Raw genomic sequence first — 20,617 nt, forward strand, 5'->3', positions numbered from 1 at the left:
ATCACTCGAGGCCACACATGAACGGGGCTGGACTTTTTCCCTGCTGCGCTTAGCCGACAGCCTTGACCAGCAGATGATCACCGAACTGCTCGCGCAGACGGTTCTTCAGGACCTTGCCGGTAGCACCCAGTGGAATCGTGTCGACGAAGACCACATCATCCGGCGTCCACCACTTGGCAATCTTGCCTTCATAAAACGCCAGCAGTTCTTCCCCTGTCGGCATGTGCGCCTGATCGGTCATGGCAATGAACGCCTTGACCGTCGTGCAGCGGCCAGCGATGAGTTTGATCAATGGCAGAAAGGTCAGGTCGAAGAAGATGTACTGGTCTTCGGCATGATTGGCGATGTAGGCCACCTGATCTTCATGCAGGCGCGGGTTGATGGTATGCACGATGGCGCCCATACCGGAAACGCCGTAGTACAACTGGATTTTTTACGATCAGGTTACTTTTCCGGCTCCCCCTTGAATCGGGGGATGCCGGGAGTTCTCCTGGAACTCAGATCAATTGAAGGCCGTGAGGTCTTTCGGCGTGATGTCATGCGCCTCGCAATAGGCGAGATAACGCTTGAGCCCGGACTTCCAGTTTTCGAGCGCGACGATGTTGTCGTTGTCGTCGAGAAACGCCAGATCGCCATTGACCTGGACCAGCGTGAGCACATAGCCGTCGCCATTGCCGGTGCTGACGACTTCCGGAGTGTGAGTCGACCCGGCCGTCTCGTAGACGATACTGCCCGGGCCGGCGACCCAGTCATGTTCCTTGTACTTCCACTGACCTTCGAAGGTGTAGACCATCACCGTACCCGTGTGGTGGTGCTTGGGCAGTTGCATGTCGATCGGCGCCTTCATCATGACGATCCATTCGCCGCGAATCGGGTCGAGCTTGAAGTACTTGAGCAGCACGTTTTCCGCATAAGGGGTAAACGGAATCCAGGGCAGGGATTCGCCATCGATGACGGCGGTGTCGACGTGTTCGTAGAGCATAGGTATCTCCGTTGATTGTTGTTGTGAACGGGATTTTTCGGCAGCCGGGATCGCCCGACCCTCATTGATGGTCGGGTGCCCAGGCTGTCTGTCAGGCAGTCAGGGTCAGGTCAGCGAGGTGCCCGCCAGGGTGGCGCGCAGCATCTTTCTTGGCGCATTGCCGTAGTCAGCCACCGCGTAATGTTGGACTTGCAGGTTGTCCCACATGGCCACGGTGTTGGTGCGCCACTTCAGGCGAACCTGGTACTTCGGGATGGCTGCCTGGGAGATCAGGTAGTTCATCAGGTGATGAGCCTCGGGCATGAAGTCCTGGCCGTAGCGGATGTCCTCGAAGTTGAAGAAGTTCGAGAAATGGGTGGTGAACGCCGAGTTGACGAACAACACCTTTTCGCCGGTCTCGGGATGCACAAGCACTACCGGATGCTCGGCACAGGGGGTCTTCAGGGCCATCGCGTGACGTTCTTCGCGTGGCAACTGGGCGCCAAAGGTCTGCTCGGCACCATGCTTGGCATACAAGCCATCGATTCGTTGCTTGATGCTTTCGGGCAGTTTTTCGTAGGCCATCACCATGTTGGAAAATAGCGTATCGCCGCCGGTCTCCGGACCCAGTTCGCAGCGCAATACCGCGCCGCGGGGCGGCGCCTGCTTGTAGGTGACATCGGCATGCCAGAGGTTTTCGCGACTAGCCTTTTCCACATAGCTCTTGGGCTTGCTCGGATCGAGATTGCGGTACAGCGTCAGCAGTTTGTCCGCCTCCGGATGGCTGGGCGCCAGGGGATGGGCTTCAAGTTCGCTGAATTGCGCGGCGAAGTGCTGTTGCTCCATTGGAGTGATGTTCTGGTCGCGGAAGAACAGCACTTTGTGCTTGATCCACAGCGCCCGGATTTGCGCGATCAATTCTGGATCCTGAGTCGCGTCGACAAGGCTGATGTTGCTGAGCTCTGCGCCGATGGCGGGCGTGCAAAGTTCGACCTTGATTGAATGCTGGCGCACCGACGACCGAATAATGGCCGGTGCCGAGGGAGTCGCTGGTGAAGGAGTGTCTTGGATTTCGGCGATTTTTGTCATTGTTGTCTCCAGTCCGTGCTTGTACGGCGGTGCGCACTATGTGCACCCGTATAGGTAACTGACTCTCGCTGATTGAGCAGAGGGCGCTGGTCCTATAGTAGGTATCTCGGGCGCGAGGCTATGGGCACGGCGGGACAGTTTCTTGGCATGTTGGGACATCGAGCGGCCGATCAGGACCAAGCTGAATGATGTCGATGCTCCGGTGCAGTCTTGCCTGCCGGGTCGGCAAGACTGGAGGTTGACGGTATGCCTATCATCAGGAGCCGTAAGAGGGCTTCCCTACAACCGTTGACGGTTGCGCTGCTGTTTCACCTTATACATCTCGCGGTCTGCCAGTTTCGTGGCCTCGTCCACCGTCATGCTGCCCGGTATCACGGCCACTACCCCGACACTCGCGCCGGTGTACTGAATATCACCAAGACCGTGGCCCAGCTCATATCGCCCAATCGTCGCTTTGGACAGGCGATCCTGAAGCAGTTCGGCGGCACTTCGCATGTCTTTTTCCAGGTCCGAGTGTTCGGAGGGTGTGCCCAGGGCGATCACGATGAATTCATCACCGCCGGTACGGCCGATGATGTCGCTGGCTCTGAGGCCATGCTGCAATTGGGCGGCGACACCGCGCAGTAACTGGTCACCCGCCAGGTGACCGTGGGTATCGTTGATGAGCTTGAACCCATCCAGATCGATGACACCGATGAGTATGTACTTGTGCTCCCGCTGGGCCAGGGCGAACAGGCGTGCGGCATCGTTAAGAATGGCTCGCCGGTTGGACAAGCCGGTGAGTGGGTCTGTCAGGGCCAGTTTGGTCAACTCGGCGTTGGCAGTCTGGAGTCGCTCAACCAGCAGCCCACGTTCAAGGGAATATCCCAGCAACCCTGACAGCAGCATCAGCAAGGGTTCCACTTCAGGCGAGCGCGCCACTTGATTCGAGCTGGCGGCACAGACCGTCCCCAGCAGTTGCCCATCCTGGGACCTGATGGGTGCGCTCACGTAGGTTCTGATGCCCAATGCCGCGGCGGCCTCCGAGTCCCCCCAGACTTCGGCAACGTTATCCGAGTACATGCGATTCTCGTCCAGCGCCCGCTTGCACAGCGTATCTGTCCAAGGCACGACCAGCCCTTCAGGAATCACCATGTCACCGACGTTGCGTGCGAACTCGACACGCTGGACACCTTCGTTGGTATCGATGGTCGTCAGGTAGGTCGACTCCATACCGGTTATCCGGCTGAGCAGGGACAGCAAGGGCCGCGTCAGCTGCTCCAGGGTTTTGGCTTTTGGAAGGGTATCGGAGAGAAGCGAAAGAACCTGATCCATTTGAGCGCGCCGATAGCGAAGGGGTATTTCGATTATCGACTAATCGGCGGATTACTGAATAGTGCAGGGCGTTCAAGGGTTGCTCTCGACCCAGGTTGTGTGAAAACACGCCAGGCACGACGAAAGCGGGGCGGGGGTGACGGGAATGTCGACGAAGATATTCGCCTACTTCCCCGCTTTCAGATAACGCGGCCCTATCCAATTGGATAAGGCCGCGTGCTTACGTGGATCGCCTTACAACAACGAAATCGGGTAGCTGATGAAGAGCCGGTTTTCGTCAAACTCGTTGGTGCTGAAGTTCTTCCGGATACTGGAATTTCTCCATTTGACGCTGAGGTTTTTCAGCGCGCCAGACTGCACCACATAGGCCAGTTCCGATTCGCGGCCCCATTCCTTGCCATCGGTGATCGCACCGGTGTGCACATTATCGCCACTGATGTAGCGGTTCATCATGGTCAGGCCCGGGACGCCCAGTGCGACGAAGTTATAGTCATGGCGAACCTGCCAGGACTTTTCTTGCGCATTGTCGTAGCTGGAGTTGTAGCTGTCGTTCGCCAATGTGCCGCCGCTGGCACCGTTGACCCGCATCCAGGCGTTATCGCCGGTGAGCTTTTGCAGACCCACGTAGAAGGTGTTGCCTCCCACTTTGGCGGAGAACAGGCCGAAGGCGGTCTTGTTGTCCAGGTCGCCGGCCAGGCTGGCGCCGTTTTCCTTACCCGAGAAAAACCCCATGTTGGCGCCCAATGTCCAGTCACCCACGGGTTGTGTGTGGTTGAGGCTGAAGTATTGCTGCTGATAGATGTCTTTAAGTTCGTCGTACCACAGCCCAACCGTGGTGCGCTTCTCGTTGAAGGTGTATTCACCGCCACCGAAGTTGAATCGGTCGGAGGTGAACGCAGGCTTCCCGTTCATGGACATGTCTTCCATGCTGGCGTCATTGCGCGGGCTGTTCTGCTGGAACTGGCCGCCATACAACGTCAACCCGCCGACCTCCTGGGAGGTGACCTGAGCACCACGAAAGGTCTGCGGCAATGAGCGGCCGTCGTCCGAACGCAGGATCGGCAGGGTACTCACCCATTCGCCGACTTTGACGACAGTTTTTGAAACCTTGGCCTTGGCGGCAACGCCCAGGCGGCCAAAGTTGTCGGCAGGCTCTCCATCACCATGGACAGGCAACAGTTGCGTGCCGGCAGTGCCTTTGCCGCCATCGAGTTTCTGCGAGTAAAGACCCAACACATCAACACCGAAACCTATCGGCCCTTGGGTGTAGCCGGAGCGGGCATCGAGGATAAAGTTTTGCGTCCATTCCTCCGCTTTGTTTTGCGGTGCGGCAGCATTCGGGTAGGCGGGATTGACGAAGTTGCGATTGATGTAGGCGTTGCGCAGATTGAGGGTGGCCGTAGCGCCTTCGATAAAACCGCTATTTTCATCGGCCTGAACGAGCGTTGCCGAACCGGCACCGAGTGCCAGGGTCAGACCGATCAATGAGTAGTGGGCGGGCACGTTACGGCGAAAATAAGTGTGGCGCATGGTGGTTGTCTCGCGATGAATTATTATTTTTTTCGGCACGTTTTTGCGGCCGGCGACTGAATTTCAGGTGCAGGCGGCCCTGGCAATAATTTGCCAAGGGACCGCCGTGCAAGCGTCTGGAGAAGAGGTGTATTAGTGGTTGGCAACCCGACGACGCAGCAGGTCGTCAATGGCCCTGATGGCCAGCGGATAACCGTCCGCGCCCATGCCGCAGATCACCGCATTGACCACGCCGGACATGATCGAGTGGCGATGCAGTTCATCGCGGGCATGGATGTTCGACAGGTGCAGTTCGATCAGCGGCGTGTCGAGCAGCTTCAGGGCATCGAGGACCGGAATCGAGTGAAACGAAAAACCGGCCGGGTTGATGATCAGTGCCGCGCCTTGTTCGAACGCTTCCTGAATCCAGTCGACCATCACGCCTTCGTGGTTGGTCTGGCGAAAGTCGCAGACCAGGTCAAGGTCCTCGGCCAGCCTTTCACTGGTCTGGCGAATCTGATCGAGCGTGGTATGGCCGTAAATGTGCGGCTCGCGACGACCCAGCAGGTTCAAATTAGGGCCGTTGAGGATGAAGACGGTGCGGTTCATGGTCGTCCTGCTGCGTTATTTGGAAAGAATGGCTGAAGCGCGAGTGTCGACAGCGTCGTCTTTAGCGACGGCGTTAAGGTCGATGCCGCGGGTTTCCGGGCCGATGACGATCATTGCCAGCGAGATCAGGTTGATCACCGCGCACAGCGTCACCAGAGGCCACGGCGAGTTGTTCGACTGGCTCATCATCCATACGGCGATCATCGGCATAGGGCCGCCAATCACCAGGTTGGCGCCGGTGTAGGCCAGTGCCGAGCCGGAGTAACGAACCTGGGTCGGGAACGCTTCGGCGAAGGCCACCGGCTGGATGCCGCTCTGGAACTGGGTGAAGCCCAGGAACAGCCCCATGATTGCCATGATGGCGGGGACGTTGAGCGTGTTGAGGATCGGGAAGTAGACGAACAGGATCAGCAAGGTCATGCATGAACCCAGGGCCAGCGCCTTTTTACGGCCCCAGCGATCTGCCAGATAACCACCGGCCAGCGCACCGAAAATCGCGCAGACGTTCGCCACCATCAGCGACATGAAGCCCGTCTGCTGGCTAAAGCCCAGGTGCTTGGTCAGGTAGCTGAGGGAAAAAATCACGATCAGGTAGAACAGGGCAGCCGGCGAGCAGAAGAACAGCATCAGGCGCAGGATGGTTTTGTAGTGGCTGCCCACGGCCGATTTGAGCGGGCTTTTTTCCTGTTTGACCGGGGTCTTTTTCAAGGCGACGAAGGCCGGGGTTTCATCGACTTTCAGGCGGATGAAGATCGCGACCACCACCAGTACGAAGCTCATGAGGAAGGGAATTCGCCAGCCGAAGCTTTCGAATTGCTCACTTGAAAGTGTCGCTGCCAGGCCCATCAACACACCATTGGCCATTATCTGGCTCAGCGGTGAGCACAACCCGAGCATGCCCGAATAACGTCCGCGGCGATCGGGGGCCGCGTGCTCCAGCGCCATCAGTTGTGCCCCGGTGGACTCACCGCCCAACGCGAAACCTTGAACGATCCGCAGCAGCACCAGCAGGATCGGCGCCCAGATCCCTACCTGGCCGTAGGTGGGCAACAAGCCCATCAATACCGACGCCAGGCCCATCATGGTCACGGTGGCCAACATCAGGTTGCGGCGGCCGAGTTTGTCGCCGAGGTAGCCACACGTAATCGCGCCCAATGGCCGCGCGGCCAGGCCAACGCCGAAGGTCGCCAGCGAAGCGAGCAGGCCGGCAGTCGGCTCCATCGCCGGGAAGAACAGCTTGGGCAGAATGGTCGCCGATACGGCGCCGTAAAGCGTGAAGTCAAACCACTCCAGGGCGGTGCCGATGGTCGCGGCGGTCACCGCTTTGCGAGGCATGCGCAAATCATGAGTCTCGTGACTGGTTGTGCTCATTGAGGTGCTCGTCATTTTTTATGGTTATGGGGTACCTCTACGATCCAGCCCGGGCGAGGGCGCCAGCAGAAACGTCGAAGTGAGTAGACGTTAACCCATACTGTCTGCAGAATAATTATCGAAATCCCGATAAATAGATAAGCTGGCCTTATGGGTAAGGATTATGGAACTGCGTCACCTGAAAGCCTTTGTGATTGCAGCCGACCTGCAACATTTTAGTCGTGCGGCCGAGCAACTGGGCATTGCGCAACCGGCGCTGAGTCAATTGATGCGCACGCTCGAGTCCGAGCTGGGGCTGGTATTGTTCCGCCGGGAGAACCGCGGGGTGGCGTTGACCGCTGCCGGCGAGGCGTTTTTGCCTCATGCGCGGCAGTCCATCGAGTCCAGCGAACTGGCAATCGCCGCTGCCCGGCGTGCCAGGCGGGGGGAGGTGGGCGAGATCAACATCGGCTACCACTCGGCCTTGTTCGAGGCCAACTTGCCGCAATTGCTCCGGCATTACTTCAGCACCTTTCCTGAGGTCAAGGTGTCGCTGGTGGACGCGGGTATTCGCGCGCAGTTCGACATGTTGCTCGACCACAAGCTCGACCTGGCCTTTGCCCGGGTGTTCAAGGATCACCTGCCGGATCGGCTGCGCACCCATCATTTCAGCCAATCCAGACTCGTCCTGCTGATCCCGGACAACCATGAACTGGTCGACAGCTTCAGCGGAGACCTGGCCACGCTACGGCATGAAAAGTTCGTGTTCCTGCAGGACAGCGCCGGCATCGGCCTGACTTCCCACACGCTCCAGGCCTGCCGTCAGAACCAGTTGCACCCGCAGAACATCATGTACGTGCCGTCGCTGATGAGCATTCCCGGGCTGGTGGCCGCCGGCATCGGCCTGAGCATCGTGCCTGAAACCATGACCCGCCTGACCATGCCGGGCATACGCATTGTGCCGCTGGATCAAGCGGAAATGGTCAGTGAACTGTCGCTGATTTCACGGATTGACGAGCGCTCGAGTGCAGTGCTGCACTTTATCGAAGAGGCTCATGGGTGGGGATAACTGATGTCGCAACGTCGCTCAACATTGATTGCCCTTTTGGTCGCGGTCACGTTCTTCATGGAGAACCTCGACGCCACGGTCATCGCCACCGCGCTGCCGGACATGGCCAGAACCTTCGGCGTGCCGGCGGTGGATGTGAACATCGGCATGAGCGTGTACATGCTTGCGGTGGCGGTGTTCATTCCGATCAGCGGCTGGCTGGCCGACCGCTTCGGCTCACGCCTGATATTCAGTTCGGCGATCGTGCTGTTCAGCCTGTCTTCGTTGCTCTGTGGCTTGAGTGACAGCCTGCCGGCCTTTGTCGCCGCGCGCGTGCTGCAGGGCATCAGCGGCGCGATGATGGTGCCGGTCGGGCGTCTGGCGGTACTTCGCACCACCGAGAAAAAAGACCTGGTGCGGGCCATCTCCTTTATCACCTGGCCCGGTTTGGTCGCCCCGATACTCGGCCCACCCTTGGGCGGGTTCATCGTCACCCACGCGGCCTGGCCGTGGATTTTCTACCTCAATCTGCCATTGGGCGTGTTGGCCATGATCGCTGCGCTCGTGCTGATTCCCAGGCAAGAGCAGGTCATTGCGCGGTCCTTCGATTTCATGGGTTTCGTGCTCGCGGGCGGCGCCAGCGCGGCGCTGCTGTTCGGTATGGAGCTGCTCGGGCAAAGTCCGGCCAACGGGCTGTCGGCATTGGCGCTCAGTAGTGCAGGGGGGATGCTCGGTGTTCTGGCCTGGCGCCATATGCGTCGGCATGGGCAACCGTTGCTGGCGCTGGACGTATTGGCTGTCCGTACCTTCAGCGTCTGTCTGTGTGGTGGGTCGATCTTTCGCATCGCCATCAGCACCTTGCCGTTTCTCCTGCCGCTGATGTTTCAACTGGCCTTCGGGCTTTCTGCGCTGGATTCAGGGCTTCTGGTGCTGGCCGTCTTTGCCGGCAACCTGGCCATGAAGCCGTTCACGACCAGGGTGATGCAACGTTGGGGCTTTCGCCCGGTGCTGATGATCAACGGTGTCCTTGGTGTACTGGCGATAGCGGCGTGTGCCTGGCTGGACCCGCAGATGAGTTGGGCACTGGTCATGTGCATTCTGTTTGTCGGCGGTTTGTCGCGATCCATGCAGTTCACCGCGTTCAACACCTTGGGCTTTGCCGATGTTCCCAAGGAGCAGATGAGCGACGCCTCGACCTTGTTCAGCATGTTCTTCCAGCTGAGCATGGCGATGGGGGTGGCCACGGGCGCGCTGCTGCTGCGCCTCTCAATGAGCATCCATGGCAATAGCGGGACCGCAGAGACGGTCGACTTTCAGCTGACGTTCCTGTGTGTCGCCGTGGTGGCGGCCGTGGCGTTGCTGGACAACCTGCGATTGCCAGCGAAGGCGGGTGAGTCGGTGTTGCAGCGGACGTAGAAGGGGGAGCGCCCAAGCGTTGTTCGCCAGAATGTCGATGCGATCAAACGATAACCGGACAGTTGGCTTGCTATCCCTCAAAAATGCCCGGCCAATTGCCGGGCATTTTCATTATTGAAACCATTGGTAATGGGGCTCAGTTTGCCGCCTCTGGTTGCGGCTCGGTGATCGCACCATGGCGGGCGATCACCGTCAGGATCGACAGCGCGGCGATGACCAATCCAGGTGAAGTTGCTAGCAGCACACCAGTGGTGCCGGCACCGGCGGCGAGGATCTGGCCGGCGGCCAAGGGACCTGCCACCGAACCGAGTCGGCCGATGGCCACGGCCGCGCCGACACCGGTGGCGCGCACCGACGTCGGGTAGGACGGGGGCGCCAGTGCATACAGCACCAGCTGTGCGGCCATGACGAACAGCCCGACGGCAAACCCGGCGATGGCCATCGGCACGATACCCACTGACAGGCCGACCCCGGCCAGCGCCGCCAACACCCCGGCGTACACGAACAGCACCACTTTCAGGCCGTTGCAGCGGTCCAGCATCACCCCGCCGAGCAGCGAACCAATGGCGCCGCCGATGTTGAACAGCATCTGCACCATGCCTGCCTGGGGCTTGCTGAAACCCTGTTCCAGCAACAGCGAGGGCAGCCAGTTGAGCAGCATGTACATCCCGGTCAGGGTGAAGAAGTAGCTCAACCACAAGGCCAGCGTGCAGCGTGCGCGTCCTTCGCCGAACAGCGCCTGGGCGGTAGACGAGCGTGGGTTGCTGGTCGTGACGTGTTGCTGGCGAAACGCAGTGGATTCGGGCAGCAGCAGGGCCATCAGCGGCACCACGAGCAAGGGCGTCAGACCGCCGATGATGAAGGTGGTTTGCCAGTGTTCACTGGAAAACATCGCCACCACAGCCGCCAGCGCGCCACCCAGGGGCACGCCGCAGTACATGACGCTGATGGCGGTGCCGCGATGGCGCTCGCTCACGGCCTCGGCACACAGGGCAATCAGGTTAGGCAGGGCGGCACCCAGGCCCAGGCCGGTCATGAAGCGCACCAGCAGCAGGCTGGAATAGCTCTCGACATAGGCGGTGCAGAGGGAGAAGACACCGAACAGCAGTACGGCGCCGACGAGGATTTTCTTTCGGCCGATACGATCGGCCACCCAGCCGCCAAAAAACGCACCCGGCAGCAAGCCAATGATCCCGGCGCTGAACACCCAGCCCATCATCTTCGGGTCCAGGGCAAAACTCTGCCGCAATCCTGCGGCAGCGGTACCGGCAGCCTGCAGATCGAACCCCTCGATCAGCGCAACGATAAAGCACAAAGCGATTGTCAGCGTCGAGCGACGCGATGGACTGTCCATGGGTGAACCTCATTGTTGTTTTTGTTATGCAGTCGAGCCGTCCGTGCGAAGGGGCGCCGTGAGTGACTGCTGGTGATTAAGATAACAAATATAACTAAAAAAAGAATGATGTTGTAAAAGCCACGAAAACAGAAAATAAAGACATAAAAAACAGCCTGTTAAGTGTTGACGCTAGGTTTAAATTAAAAATAGATAATAATGTTAATGTTCGATTATCGGTCATCTGCGATTGACGACGCCCCTTGGCTGTTTCCATTCTGTGTTCGTGAAGCCGGCAAGCCCCTGCGGGAACGGCACCCAAAAACAACAATAAGAAGTGGACATCGAACATGCCAAATCGCCGCATGAACACCGGTTCAGTCACATCGCTCGCCTGCGTCTCCCGTGCCACTCCAGGGTGGGTGGTGGCGTTGCTTGGCGCCAGCGTTCTGCCTTCTCAACTGAGGGCCGAAGGGTTTATCGAGGACAGTCACGCAAACTTGATCCTGCGCAATTACTACATGGACCGTGAATATCAGGACGGCGGCGCCAAGACGGCCGCGCGGGAATGGGCCCAAGGTTTCATCATGGGCATGGAGTCGGGGTTTACCGAAGGGACTGTAGGCTTTGGTCTGGATGTGCGGGGGCTGCTGGGGGTCAAGCTCGACTCCGCTCCGGATCGCAGCGGTACTGAACTGTTGCCGGTGTCAGCCAGTGACAAGCGCGCGGCGGATGACTATTCGCGGCTGGCTCCGACGGCCAAATTGCGGTTTGCCCAGACGACGATCAAGAGCGGTGATGTCTCGATCTTCCTTCCGTTTGCCTTTGCCAGCCCTTCGCGACTGCTGCCACAGACCTTTCGCGGCACCACGCTCAGTTCCAGGGATATCGATGGCCTGACCCTCAACACCGGTTACATCGATCGCATCAACAAGCGTGACTCCACGGACTATCAGGCCATGAGCATCGCCACGCCAAACCGGCGATTCAACGGCGCGGCAACCACCTCGCACCTGGCTTATCTGGGGGGTGATTACCAGGTCAACAAGGACCTGAGCCTGCGCGCCTACCATGCCGAGGTGGCCGACCTGTACCAGCAGGACACCCTGGCATTGCTGCATAACCTGCCGCTCGGCGAAGGTGTGTTCACCAGCGACTTGCGCAGCTTTTTCAGTCGCGAGGATGGTAGCGCCAAGGCGGGCAGAGTGGACAACCGCAACCTCTCGGCATTGTTCGGCTACCGCTTCGGCGGGCACCGGGTGAGCCTCGGCTACATGCACGCCAGTGGCGACACGGCAACGCCGTACATCTCCGGCACCGAGCTAATGGGCATGAGCGAACTGACCATGGCTTCGGATTTTCTCAACGCCAAGGAGCGCACCTGGCAAGCGATCTATGACTACGACTTCGTCGCGTCCGGGGTGCCCGGTTTGAAGGGAAGGTTGCGTTACGTGCGCGGCGACAATATCGAGTTGGCCGCCTACAACGCCGAGGACCGCAAGGAGCGCGAATTCCAGATGGAGCTGGGTTATGTGATTCAGAGCGGCCCGCTGAAAAACGTAGGGCTGTTGGCGCGCAAGGCGATCTACCGCAATGACTTCCCGGCCGGCGCAGCATTCCGCGATGAAAACCAGACCCGTTTCCTGGTGCTCTATACCTTGCCGATCTGGTAATCCCGGGTCCTGCGGTGTTCCTCGCCGGGCGCGTGTGTTCAGTCCTGATAAACCTTTCTCAGCAAGCGCAGCAGCTCCTCGCGCTCTTCGCCAGTCAGCGATGAAGTGGAGTCGAAATCGCTTTGCGCGGCGATTTTCTTGAGCTCCTTGAGCAAGGCTTCGCCGGTCTTGCTCAGGAAGATTCCGTAGGAGCGTTTGTCCGGCTTGCAGCGCACCCGCACCGCCAGCGCGCGGCTTTCCAGTTTATTGAGTAGTGGCACCACCTGCGGCGGCTCGATGGCCAGGGCCCGGGCCAGGTCGGCCTGCATCAGCCCTGGATTCTGCTCGATGATTGCCAGGGCCGAGAACTGCGCGGGGCGCAGGTCGTGGGCTGACAGGCGACCGATCAGGTTCTGGAACAGTTTGAGTTGGGCGCGCCGCATCGCGTAGCCGATCAGGTCGTCCAGTGCCGAATCCAGCGGTGCCTGCATCTGGGCGGTGGCGGATGGGGATTCGCTTTGATCGGCGAGGGGGGAAGGCTTGGCCATTGCGGGTGAATCCTGGAGAGGTGGAGGTTAACAAGCGTATCTAGTTTGCCGGGGTTGGCGGCTGATAGCTATGCCCGTTGTTCATGGCGATGGGTTCGGAGGATATTTTCGGGTGAACAAAAAAATGGTTAATTCGAATAATAGTTAATTGACATAACTAATTAGGTCCTTTAATTTCCAGTCATCTTCAAGCCAAGAACAAGAGAGCAACGCCATGAGCAACTACGAAGGTCGCTGGACAACCGTTAAGGTAGAAATCGAAGAAGGCATCGCCTGGGTCATTCTCAATCGCCCGGAAAAACGCAACGCCATGAGCCCGACACTCAACCGGGAAATGATCGATGTGCTGGAAACCCTGGAACAGGATCCCGCGGCCGGCGTGCTGGTGCTGACCGGTGCCGGTGACGCCTGGACCGCGGGCATGGACCTCAAGGAGTACTTTCGCGAGGTGGACGCGGGCCCGGAGATCCTTCAGGAAAAAATCCGCCGCGAAGCCTCGCAATGGCAATGGAAGCTGCTGCGCATGTATGCCAAGCCGACCATCGCCATGGTTAACGGCTGGTGTTTCGGTGGCGGCTTCAGCCCACTGGTAGCCTGTGACCTGGCAATCTGCGCCGACGAAGCGACCTTCGGCCTCTCGGAAATCAACTGGGGCATTCCGCCGGGCAACCTGGTGAGCAAGGCCATGGCCGACACCGTGGGCCATCGCCAATCGCTCTACTACATCATGACCGGCAAGACGTTCGGTGGGCAGAAAGCCGCCGAAATGGGACTGGTCAACGAAAGCGTTCCCCTAGCGAAACTGCGTGAAGTCACCGTGGATCTGGCGCGCAACCTGCTGGAGAAAAACCCGGTGGTGCTGCGTGCGGCCAAGCATGGCTTCAAGCGCTGCCGCGAGCTGACCTGGGAGCAGAACGAAGACTACCTGTACGCCAAGCTTGACCAGTCGCGCCTGCTCGACACTGAAGGTGGCCGCGAGCAGGGCATGAAGCAGTTCCTCGACGACAAGAGCATCAAGCCCGGCTTGCAGGCCTACAAGCGCTGAGACTGATCGCCGGGTGCACGTCTGCCCCGGCGCTCTGCATCGCTCGACTGTATTCCCGATAAAGACAATAAAGAGGAATCACCATGCTGGACGTGCCCCTGCTGATTGGCGGCCAGTCGCTGCCTGCCCGCGACGGTCGAACCTTCGAACGCCGCAACCCGGTGACCGGTGAAGTGGTATCGCGGGTTGCCGCGGCCACCCTGGAAGATGCCGATGCCGCGGTGGCTGCGGCCCAGGCAGCGTTTCCCGTCTGGGCCGCCCTGGCGCCCAATGAACGCCGCACCCGTTTACTCAAGGCGGCCGAGCAGTTGCAGGTGCGCAGCGACGAATTCATCGCGGTCGCCGGTGAAACCGGGGCCATGGCCAACTGGTACGGTTTCAACGTGAAGCTGGCGGCCAACATGCTGCGTGAAGCGGCGTCGATGACCACGCAGATCAATGGCGAAGTTATCCCCTCGGATGTGCCGGGCAGTTTTGCCATGGCCCTGCGTCAACCCTGCGGTGTAGTGCTGGGCATTGCCCCGTGGAACGCCCCGGTGATTCTTGCCACCCGCGCCATCGCCATGCCGCTGGCGTGCGGCAATACCGTGGTGCTCAAGGCTTCCGAGTTGAGCCCGGCGGTGCACCGTCTGATCGGCCAGGTCTTGCAGGATGCAGGTTTGGGCGATGGCGTGGTCAACGTCATCAGCAATGCCCCGGCGGATGCCGCGGCGATTGTCGAGCGGCTGATCGCCAACCCGGCGGTGCGCCGGGTCAATTTCACCGGTTCGACTCACGTCGGGCGCATTGTCGGCGAACTCTCGGCGCGCCATCTCAAACCGGCCTTGCTGGAGTTGGGCGGCAAGGCGCCGTTGCTGGTGCTCGATGATGCCGACCTGGAGGCGGCGGTAGAAGCGGCGGCTTTTGGTGCGTACTTCAATCAGGGACAGATTTGCATGTCCACCGAGCGGCTGATCGTCGATGCGAAAGTCGCCGATGCCTTCGTCGCCAAACTGGCGGCCAAGGTCTCGACCCTGCGCGCCGGTGATCCTGCGCTGACGGACTCGGTGCTCGGATCGCTGGTGGATGCCAGTGCCGGAACACGCATCAAGGGGCTGATCGACGATGCCCTGGCCAAGGGCGCGCGGCTGGTGGTCGGTGGACAACTGGACGGCAGCATTTTGCAGCCGACCCTGCTCGATGGCGTCAACGAGACCATGCGTCTGTACCGTGAAGAATCCTTCGGCCCGGTGGCGGTGGTGTTGCGCGGGGAGGGCGATGAAGCATTGCTGCGTCTGGCCAACGATTCTGAGTTCGGTTTGTCGGCAGCGATTTTCAGTCGCGATACCGGGCGTGCCCTGGCACTGGCCCAGCGGGTCGAGTCGGGCATCTGCCATATCAATGGCCCGACCGTACACGACGAAGCGCAAATGCCTTTTGGCGGGGTCAAGTCCAGCGGTTACGGCAGCTTTGGTGGCAAGGCGTCCATCGAGCATTTCACCCAGTTACGCTGGGTCACCTTGCAGCATGGACCACGGCATTACCCGATCTGAACAGCACCCATAACAATAAAAAGGCTGCAGCCACCACCCTGCCCATTCGTGCGGCTGGGAGGTGGCGTGCCTTGATGGAGAACAAGCACGTGAGTTCCGAATTCAGATCGCAACCCCATATCGAGGCCAGTGCGCCGCGCTACCGTCACGTGTCCATCGGTCGCGCAGCGGTTGAGGTGACCGAGCAACAGGGCGCCTTGCACATGCGCTCCCTGGAGCCATTGGCCGACTATCCGCCTCGGCTGCTTGACCGTCTGGTGCAGTGGGCCCGGGTGCGTCCCGAGCAGACTTTCATCGCCGCACGCCAGGCCGACGGCGAGTGGCGCCGGATCAGTTACGCCCAGATGCTCGACAGTGTCCGGGCCATCGCTCAAAGCCTGTTGAGCTATGGCCTGTCGGCGGACAAACCGCTGGTATTGCTCTCGGGCAATGACATCGAGCATTTGCAACTCGCCTTCGGCGCCCTATACGCGGGCATTCCTTACTGCCCGGTGTCGCCGGCCTATTCGCTGTTGTCCCAGGATTTCGCCAAGCTGCGTCATGTCTGCGACCTGCTGCAGCCCGGCCTGGTGTTTGTCAGTGATGCCGCGCCCTACCAGCGAGCCATCGAGGCGGTGCTGCCGGCTGAAACGCCCATGATTACCGTTCGGGGGGAAATCGCCGGACGCCGGCAGGTCAGCTTCGCCAGCCTGCTTGAGCAGCCGGGCGGTGCCGAGGCCGAAGCCGCGTTTGCCCGCACGGGACCAGACAGCATCGCCAAGTTCCTGTTCACCTCCGGCTCGACCAAACTGCCCAAGGCGGTGATCACCACCCAACGCATGCTGTGCGCTAACCAACAGATGCTGTTGCAGACGTTTCCGGTGTTCGGCGAAGAGCCGCCGGTACTGGTGGACTGGCTGCCGTGGAACCACACTTTCGGCGGCAGCCATAACGTCGGCATCGTGCTTTACAACGGTGGCAGCTTCTATCTGGACGACGGCAAGCCCACGGCGCAGGGTTTCGCGCAGACCCTGCGCAACCTCAAGGACGTGTCGCCCACGGCTTATCTGACCGTGCCCAAGGGTTGGGAAGAGTTGGCCTCGGCACTGGAGCAGGACGCGGAGCTGCGGGAGGTCTTTTTCAAGCGCATCAGCCTGTTCTTTTTTGCCGCAGCCGGTCTGTCGCAAAGTGTCTGGGACCGTCTCGAACGTGTCGCCGAACAGCACTGCGGTGAGCGTATCCGGATGATGGCCGGGCTCGGCATGACCGAGGCTTCGCCGTCTTGCACCTTCACCACCGGGCCGTTGTCCATGGCCGGTTATGTCGGCCTTCCAGCGCCGGGTTGTGAGGTGCGTCTGGTGCCGGTAGACGGCAAGCTGGAAGGGCGCTTTCGTGGGCCGCACATCATGCCCGGCTACTGGCGGTCGCCGCAGCAGACCCTCGAAGCGTTCGACCCGCAGGGTTTCTACTGTTCCGGCGATGCGCTCAAGCTCGCCGACCCGCGTGATCCGCAATTGGGGCTGATGTTCGACGGGCGCATCGCCGAAGATTTCAAGTTGTCGTCCGGGGTGTTCGTCAGCGTCGGGCCTTTGCGCAGTCGTGCGGTGCTCGAAGGTTCGCCCTATGTCCAGGACCTGGTGGTGACCGCGCCGGATCGTGAATGCCTGGGCGCGTTGGTCTTTGCGCGGATGTTTGAATGCCGACGGCTGTCTGGGTTGGCGGCCAGTGCCAGCGACACCGAGGTGTTGGCCAGCGCGCCGGTGCGTGAGTGGTTCGCCGGCTGGTTGCAGCGACTCAATCGTGAGGCTACGGGCAATGCCAGTCGCCTGGAGTGGATCGCCTTGCTCGATGAGCCGGCGTCCATCGACCGGGGGGAAATCACCGACAAGGGCTCGATCAATCAGCGTGCAGTCTTGCAGTGGCGTGCGGAGCAGGTCGAGGCGCTGTATCGCGGGCTCGATCCGGCCATCTTGCGCGCTGGAGCGAAGTTGTGAGCGCAGGCGGGCAATACTCGGTCTTTGCCGATGCGGCGATTTTCGATGCGGTGCGCACGCCGTGGGTGGATCTGGGTGGTGCACTGGCCGAGGTTTCGCCGATCGACCTGGGCATCAAGGTCGGGCGCGAAGTACTGGCTCGCTCGGGAGTCGATCCGCTGGCGGTAGACAGCGTGCTGGCGGGTTCCATGGCCCAGGCCAGTTTCGATGCCTACATGCTGCCACGGCACATCGGCCTCTACAGCGGCGTGGCGCAATCGGTACCGGCACTGGGGGTACAGCGCATCTGCGCCACCGGTTTCGAACTGCTGCGCCAGGCCGCCGGGCAACTGGGTGACGGTGTGCAATTGGCGCTGTGCGTGGCCGCCGAATCGATGTCGCGCAATCCGATTGCGGCCTACACCCATCGAGGTGGCTTCCGCCTTGGTGCACAAGTGCAATTCAAGGATTTTCTCTGGGAGGCGTTGTACGACCCGGCTCCCGGGGTGGACATGATCACCACCGCCGACAACCTGGCGCGGCGTTATGGGCTCAGTCGCGAAGCGGTGGACGCCTACGCCTGCGCTAGTCATCAGCGGGCGTTTGCGGCACAACAATCGGGCTGGCTGGCACCCGAGATCGTTGCCGTGGGGCATCAGGTGTTTGAGCAGGAAGGTTATCAGCCACGCGGCATTCGCCTGTCACGCGGTGTCGACATGGTGAGTGAAGACAGTCACCCACGGCCCGGAGAAATCGCGGCGTTGGCCCGATTGCGCACCGTGCACGAAGGCGGGGTGCAAACCGCCGGCAACAGTTGTGCGGTGGTCGATGGCGCGGCAGCCGCCCTGGTCGGGCGTGCTTCGGCCTGTCGGGATACACCGTTGGCGTTGCTGCGCGCCAGCGCGGTGGTGGGCGTGGCGCCGGAATTCATGGGTATCGGGCCCGCACCGGCAATTCACCTGTTGTTGCAGCGCAGTGGCTTGAACCTGGAGCAGATCGACCGCTTTGAAATCAATGAAGCCCAGGCTGCCCAAGTCCTGGCGGTGGCACGGGAGCTGGAACTGGACTGTTCGCGCCTGAACGTTCAGGGTGGTTCACTGGCGCTCGGACATCCCTTGGCCGCCAGTGGCCTGCGTCTGGTGTTGACCCTGGCGCGACAACTGCGTGAGCACAATCTGCGTTACGGGGTCGCCGCGGCCTGTGTTGGCGGCGGGCAGGGTATGGCGCTTTTGATTGAGAACCCGGCGTGGCGTGCCTGAGATGAACGTCCGCTATTGGCCAAGCAAGCTGCCAACAGCGCCCTGCCTCAACGTCGCAAAACCCTCAAAGCAACCGTTCAATGGCAGAATCCCCTCAACTTGACCGTTTTGGAGAACACCATGCTTCGTGCGTTTGAACGAAGGCTCGACCCTTTTCCTCCTGACGAGGTACCTCCGCCGCCCGCTGGCCTGGCTCGCTTCCTGTGGGCCTGTACGCGGGGCGCCCGCGGTTACATCCTTGCGCTGGCGCTGCTCAGTGCCGCGGTGTCGATTTACGAAGCCTGGCTGTTTTCCTTCCTCGGACAGGTCGTGGACCTGCTCTCGACCTGGCAGGCCGGCGGTGAAGCGGCGGCGCAGGAAAGTCGCGTGCTGTGGGGCATGGGCATCGTCATGGTGGGCAGTGTCGGGCTGGTTGCGCTACGCACCATGGTGCAGCACCAGATCTTGGCGATTAACTTGCCGTTGCGGCTGCGCTGGGACTTCCATCGCCTGATGCTGCGGCAAAGCCTTTCGTTTTTTTCCGATGAGTTTTCCGGACGGGTGACGACCAAGGTGATGCAGACGGCGCTGGCCGTGCGCGACGTGCTGTTCACCCTGATCGAGATCGCCCCCGGGATCGGGGTGTATTTCATCGCGATCATCGCCCTGGCCGGTGGCTTCGCCCTGAAACTGATGCTGCCGTTCCTTGCCTGGGTCGCGTTGTTCGGACTGGCCATGCTGTATTTCGTGCCTCGCCTTGGGAAAGTCGGGCAGGAACAGGCCAATGCGCGGTCGATGATGACCGGGCGTATCTCGGACGCCTACACCAACATCACGACGGTGAAGCTGTTTTCACACTCCAATCGTGAAGCGCATTTCGCGCGTGCCGCGATGGAGGACTTCAAGCAAACCGGCTTTCGTCAGATGCGCCTGGTCAGCCAGTTCGAGATCGTCAACCAGGCGTTGGTGGTGGCGTTGATCATGGCCGCCGGTGGCTATGCGCTGTGGCTATGGCACCAGGGTGAAGTCGGCGCGGGTGCCGTGGCGGCAATCACCGCCATGGCGTTGCGTATCAATGGCATGTCGCACTGGATCATGTGGCAGATGACCTCGCTGTTCGAGAGCATCGGCACCGTGCAGGATGGCATGGCCACCTTTACCCGTGGCCCCAAGGTGAAGGATGCGCCGGACGCGAGTGTGCTGGCGACTTCCGGTGGCGCGGTCACCTTCGATAACGTGAGCTTCAACTACAACGGCGAACGCCAGGTGCTCGATGGCCTGAGCCTGAGCATCCGCCCAGGCGAAAAAATCGGTCTGGTTGGCCGCTCCGGCGCCGGCAAATCCACGCTGATCAACCTGCTGCTGCGCTTCTATGACGTCGACAGCGGGGAGATTCGCATCGACGGCCAAAACATCGCACACGTGACCCAAGACAGCTTGCGCAGCGCCATCGGCATGGTCACGCAGGACACCTCGCTGCTGCACCGTTCCATCCGCGACAACATCGCCTATGGCCGTCCCGATGCGACCGACGCACAAATCCGCAGCGCCGCGGCCAATGCCCAGGCCCATGAGTTCATCAGCCAACTGAGCGACCGGCAAGGCCACACTGGCTACGACACCCTCGTGGGTGAGCGCGGCATCAAGCTGTCGGGCGGCCAGCGCCAACGTGTCGCGATTGCCCGGGTGATGCTCAAGAACGCGCCGATCCTGCTGCTGGACGAGGCCACCAGCGCGCTGGACTCGGAAGTCGAAGTGGCGATTCAGGAAAGCCTCGATGAAATGATGCAGGGCAAGACCGTGATCGCCATCGCCCATCGGCTGTCCACGATTGCGGCCATGGACCGGCTCATCGTCATGGATGACGGACGCATTGTAGAGCAGGGCACTCACACCGAATTGCTGGGGAAGAACGGCCTCTATGCGCGGCTTTGGCAGCATCAGAGCGGCGGGTTTTTGGGTGAGGATATGGGGTTGGTCGAGGCGATGGATCAGGTGTGAGCGTGAAGGGGTTTTCCAGG

General features: G+C 60.6%; 17 protein-coding genes and 1 pseudogene. 8 read left to right on the forward strand and 10 right to left on the reverse strand.

From position 1 onward, the window contains the following. Window positions 1–49 precede the first annotated feature (49 nt). From ACWKV5_RS26895 to ACWKV5_RS26925, 7 genes are all read right to left on the reverse strand, one after another. Window positions 50–403, reverse strand: a complete 354-nt coding sequence (locus ACWKV5_RS26895) for an AMP-binding enzyme (protein WP_483843723.1) — start codon at window positions 401–403, stop codon at window positions 50–52. A gap of 99 nt (window positions 404–502) precedes the next feature. Next, a complete protein-coding gene (locus tag ACWKV5_RS26900; protein ID WP_483843724.1) occupies window positions 503–982 on the reverse strand; it encodes a 2,4'-dihydroxyacetophenone dioxygenase family protein in 480 nt (159 codons plus the stop codon). 105 nt (window positions 983–1,087) lie between these two features. After that, the gene (locus tag ACWKV5_RS26905; RefSeq protein WP_483843747.1) at window positions 1,088–1,960 is read right to left on the reverse strand and encodes a TauD/TfdA dioxygenase family protein; all 873 of its coding nucleotides are present in this window, start codon (window positions 1,958–1,960) and stop codon (window positions 1,088–1,090) included. A 369-nt stretch (window positions 1,961–2,329) separates the two neighbouring features. Further along, window positions 2,330–3,364 (reverse strand): sensor domain-containing diguanylate cyclase, encoded by a 1,035-nt coding sequence (locus ACWKV5_RS26910; protein WP_483843725.1) that lies wholly within the window; start codon window positions 3,362–3,364, stop codon window positions 2,330–2,332. A gap of 234 nt (window positions 3,365–3,598) precedes the next feature. Next, window positions 3,599–4,894: an OprD family porin gene (locus ACWKV5_RS26915; RefSeq protein ID WP_483843726.1), complete on the reverse strand. Its 1,296-nt coding sequence runs from the start codon at window positions 4,892–4,894 to the stop codon at window positions 3,599–3,601. 132 nt (window positions 4,895–5,026) lie between these two features. Beyond that, a complete protein-coding gene (locus ACWKV5_RS26920; RefSeq protein WP_483843727.1) occupies window positions 5,027–5,482 on the reverse strand; it encodes a type II 3-dehydroquinate dehydratase in 456 nt (151 codons plus the stop codon). 15 nt (window positions 5,483–5,497) lie between these two features. Continuing rightward, window positions 5,498–6,853, reverse strand: a complete 1,356-nt coding sequence (locus ACWKV5_RS26925; protein ID WP_483843728.1) for an MFS transporter — start codon at window positions 6,851–6,853, stop codon at window positions 5,498–5,500. Between the two features lie 163 nt (window positions 6,854–7,016). On the opposite strand from ACWKV5_RS26925, the gene ACWKV5_RS26930 reads away from it, so the two are divergent. Together ACWKV5_RS26930 and ACWKV5_RS26935 are read left to right on the forward strand one after the other, a co-directional pair. Then, window positions 7,017–7,901 (forward strand): LysR family transcriptional regulator, encoded by an 885-nt coding sequence (locus ACWKV5_RS26930; protein ID WP_483843729.1) that lies wholly within the window; start codon window positions 7,017–7,019, stop codon window positions 7,899–7,901. A gap of 3 nt (window positions 7,902–7,904) precedes the next feature. Then, window positions 7,905–9,296 carry an MFS transporter gene (locus tag ACWKV5_RS26935; RefSeq protein WP_483843730.1) on the forward strand — a complete coding sequence of 464 codons (1,392 nt, stop codon included), beginning with the start codon at window positions 7,905–7,907 and terminating at the stop codon, window positions 9,294–9,296. Here ACWKV5_RS26935 and ACWKV5_RS26940 read toward each other — a convergent pair. Together ACWKV5_RS26940 and mhpT are read right to left on the reverse strand one after the other, a co-directional pair. Further along, window positions 9,279–9,377, reverse strand: a pseudogene (locus tag ACWKV5_RS26940) (hypothetical protein); the annotation flags it as partial. The gene ACWKV5_RS26935 and the pseudogene ACWKV5_RS26940 sit on opposite strands and share 18 nt — an antisense overlap. Before the next feature lie 55 nt (window positions 9,378–9,432). Next, the gene (mhpT, locus tag ACWKV5_RS26945) at window positions 9,433–10,650 is read right to left on the reverse strand and encodes a 3-(3-hydroxy-phenyl)propionate transporter MhpT (protein WP_483843731.1); all 1,218 of its coding nucleotides are present in this window, start codon (window positions 10,648–10,650) and stop codon (window positions 9,433–9,435) included. A 344-nt stretch (window positions 10,651–10,994) separates the two neighbouring features. Between mhpT and ACWKV5_RS26950 the strand changes: the two genes are divergently transcribed. Next, window positions 10,995–12,302, forward strand: a complete 1,308-nt coding sequence (locus ACWKV5_RS26950; protein WP_483843748.1) for an OprD family porin — start codon at window positions 10,995–10,997, stop codon at window positions 12,300–12,302. A 38-nt stretch (window positions 12,303–12,340) separates the two neighbouring features. Here ACWKV5_RS26950 and ACWKV5_RS26955 read toward each other — a convergent pair whose 3' ends face one another. Next, a complete protein-coding gene (locus tag ACWKV5_RS26955; protein ID WP_483843732.1) occupies window positions 12,341–12,829 on the reverse strand; it encodes a MarR family transcriptional regulator in 489 nt (162 codons plus the stop codon). A gap of 214 nt (window positions 12,830–13,043) precedes the next feature. On the opposite strand from ACWKV5_RS26955, the gene ACWKV5_RS26960 reads away from it, so the two are divergent. The 5 genes from ACWKV5_RS26960 (at window position 13,044) to ACWKV5_RS26980 (ending at window position 20,597) form a co-directional block, all read left to right on the forward strand. Next, the gene (locus ACWKV5_RS26960) at window positions 13,044–13,874 is read left to right on the forward strand and encodes a p-hydroxycinnamoyl CoA hydratase/lyase (RefSeq protein ID WP_483843733.1); all 831 of its coding nucleotides are present in this window, start codon (window positions 13,044–13,046) and stop codon (window positions 13,872–13,874) included. Window positions 13,875–13,957: 83 nt separating this feature from the next. Continuing rightward, window positions 13,958–15,406 carry an aldehyde dehydrogenase gene (locus tag ACWKV5_RS26965; RefSeq protein ID WP_483843734.1) on the forward strand — a complete coding sequence of 483 codons (1,449 nt, stop codon included), beginning with the start codon at window positions 13,958–13,960 and terminating at the stop codon, window positions 15,404–15,406. Window positions 15,407–15,495: 89 nt separating this feature from the next. Next, window positions 15,496–17,379 carry a feruloyl-CoA synthase gene (locus ACWKV5_RS26970; RefSeq protein WP_483843735.1) on the forward strand — a complete coding sequence of 628 codons (1,884 nt, stop codon included), beginning with the start codon at window positions 15,496–15,498 and terminating at the stop codon, window positions 17,377–17,379. Then, window positions 17,376–18,617 (forward strand): thiolase family protein, encoded by a 1,242-nt coding sequence (locus ACWKV5_RS26975; RefSeq protein WP_483843736.1) that lies wholly within the window; start codon window positions 17,376–17,378, stop codon window positions 18,615–18,617. Before ACWKV5_RS26970 ends, ACWKV5_RS26975 begins: the two co-directional genes overlap by 4 nt. Window positions 18,618–18,737: 120 nt before the next feature. Then, the gene (locus ACWKV5_RS26980; RefSeq protein ID WP_483843737.1) at window positions 18,738–20,597 is read left to right on the forward strand and encodes an ABC transporter ATP-binding protein; all 1,860 of its coding nucleotides are present in this window, start codon (window positions 18,738–18,740) and stop codon (window positions 20,595–20,597) included. Window positions 20,598–20,617: the final 20 nt, after the last annotated feature.

The organism is Pseudomonas oplopanacis, from assembly GCF_057128725.1.

Bases quoted from the DNA above. Each gene is read 5' to 3' on its own strand.
- ACWKV5_RS26895 (WP_483843723.1), bottom strand. From the start codon at position 403: ATGGGCGCCATCGTGCATACCATCAACCCGCGCCTGCATGAAGATCAG.
- ACWKV5_RS26900 (WP_483843724.1), bottom strand. From the start codon at position 982: ATGCTCTACGAACACGTCGACACCGCCGTCATCGATGGCGAATCCCTG.
- ACWKV5_RS26910 (WP_483843725.1), bottom strand. From the start codon at position 3,364: ATGGATCAGGTTCTTTCGCTTCTCTCCGATACCCTTCCAAAAGCCAAA.
- ACWKV5_RS26915 (WP_483843726.1), bottom strand. From the start codon at position 4,894: ATGCGCCACACTTATTTTCGCCGTAACGTGCCCGCCCACTACTCATTG.
- ACWKV5_RS26920 (WP_483843727.1), bottom strand. From the start codon at position 5,482: ATGAACCGCACCGTCTTCATCCTCAACGGCCCTAATTTGAACCTGCTG.
- ACWKV5_RS26925 (WP_483843728.1), bottom strand. From the start codon at position 6,853: ATGAGCACAACCAGTCACGAGACTCATGATTTGCGCATGCCTCGCAAA.
- ACWKV5_RS26930 (WP_483843729.1), top strand. From the start codon at position 7,017: ATGGAACTGCGTCACCTGAAAGCCTTTGTGATTGCAGCCGACCTGCAA.
- ACWKV5_RS26935 (WP_483843730.1), top strand. From the start codon at position 7,905: ATGTCGCAACGTCGCTCAACATTGATTGCCCTTTTGGTCGCGGTCACG.
- mhpT (WP_483843731.1), bottom strand. From the start codon at position 10,650: ATGGACAGTCCATCGCGTCGCTCGACGCTGACAATCGCTTTGTGCTTT.
- ACWKV5_RS26950 (WP_483843748.1), top strand. From the start codon at position 10,995: ATGAACACCGGTTCAGTCACATCGCTCGCCTGCGTCTCCCGTGCCACT.
- ACWKV5_RS26955 (WP_483843732.1), bottom strand. From the start codon at position 12,829: ATGGCCAAGCCTTCCCCCCTCGCCGATCAAAGCGAATCCCCATCCGCC.
- ACWKV5_RS26960 (WP_483843733.1), top strand. From the start codon at position 13,044: ATGAGCAACTACGAAGGTCGCTGGACAACCGTTAAGGTAGAAATCGAA.
- ACWKV5_RS26965 (WP_483843734.1), top strand. From the start codon at position 13,958: ATGCTGGACGTGCCCCTGCTGATTGGCGGCCAGTCGCTGCCTGCCCGC.
- ACWKV5_RS26980 (WP_483843737.1), top strand. From the start codon at position 18,738: ATGCTTCGTGCGTTTGAACGAAGGCTCGACCCTTTTCCTCCTGACGAG.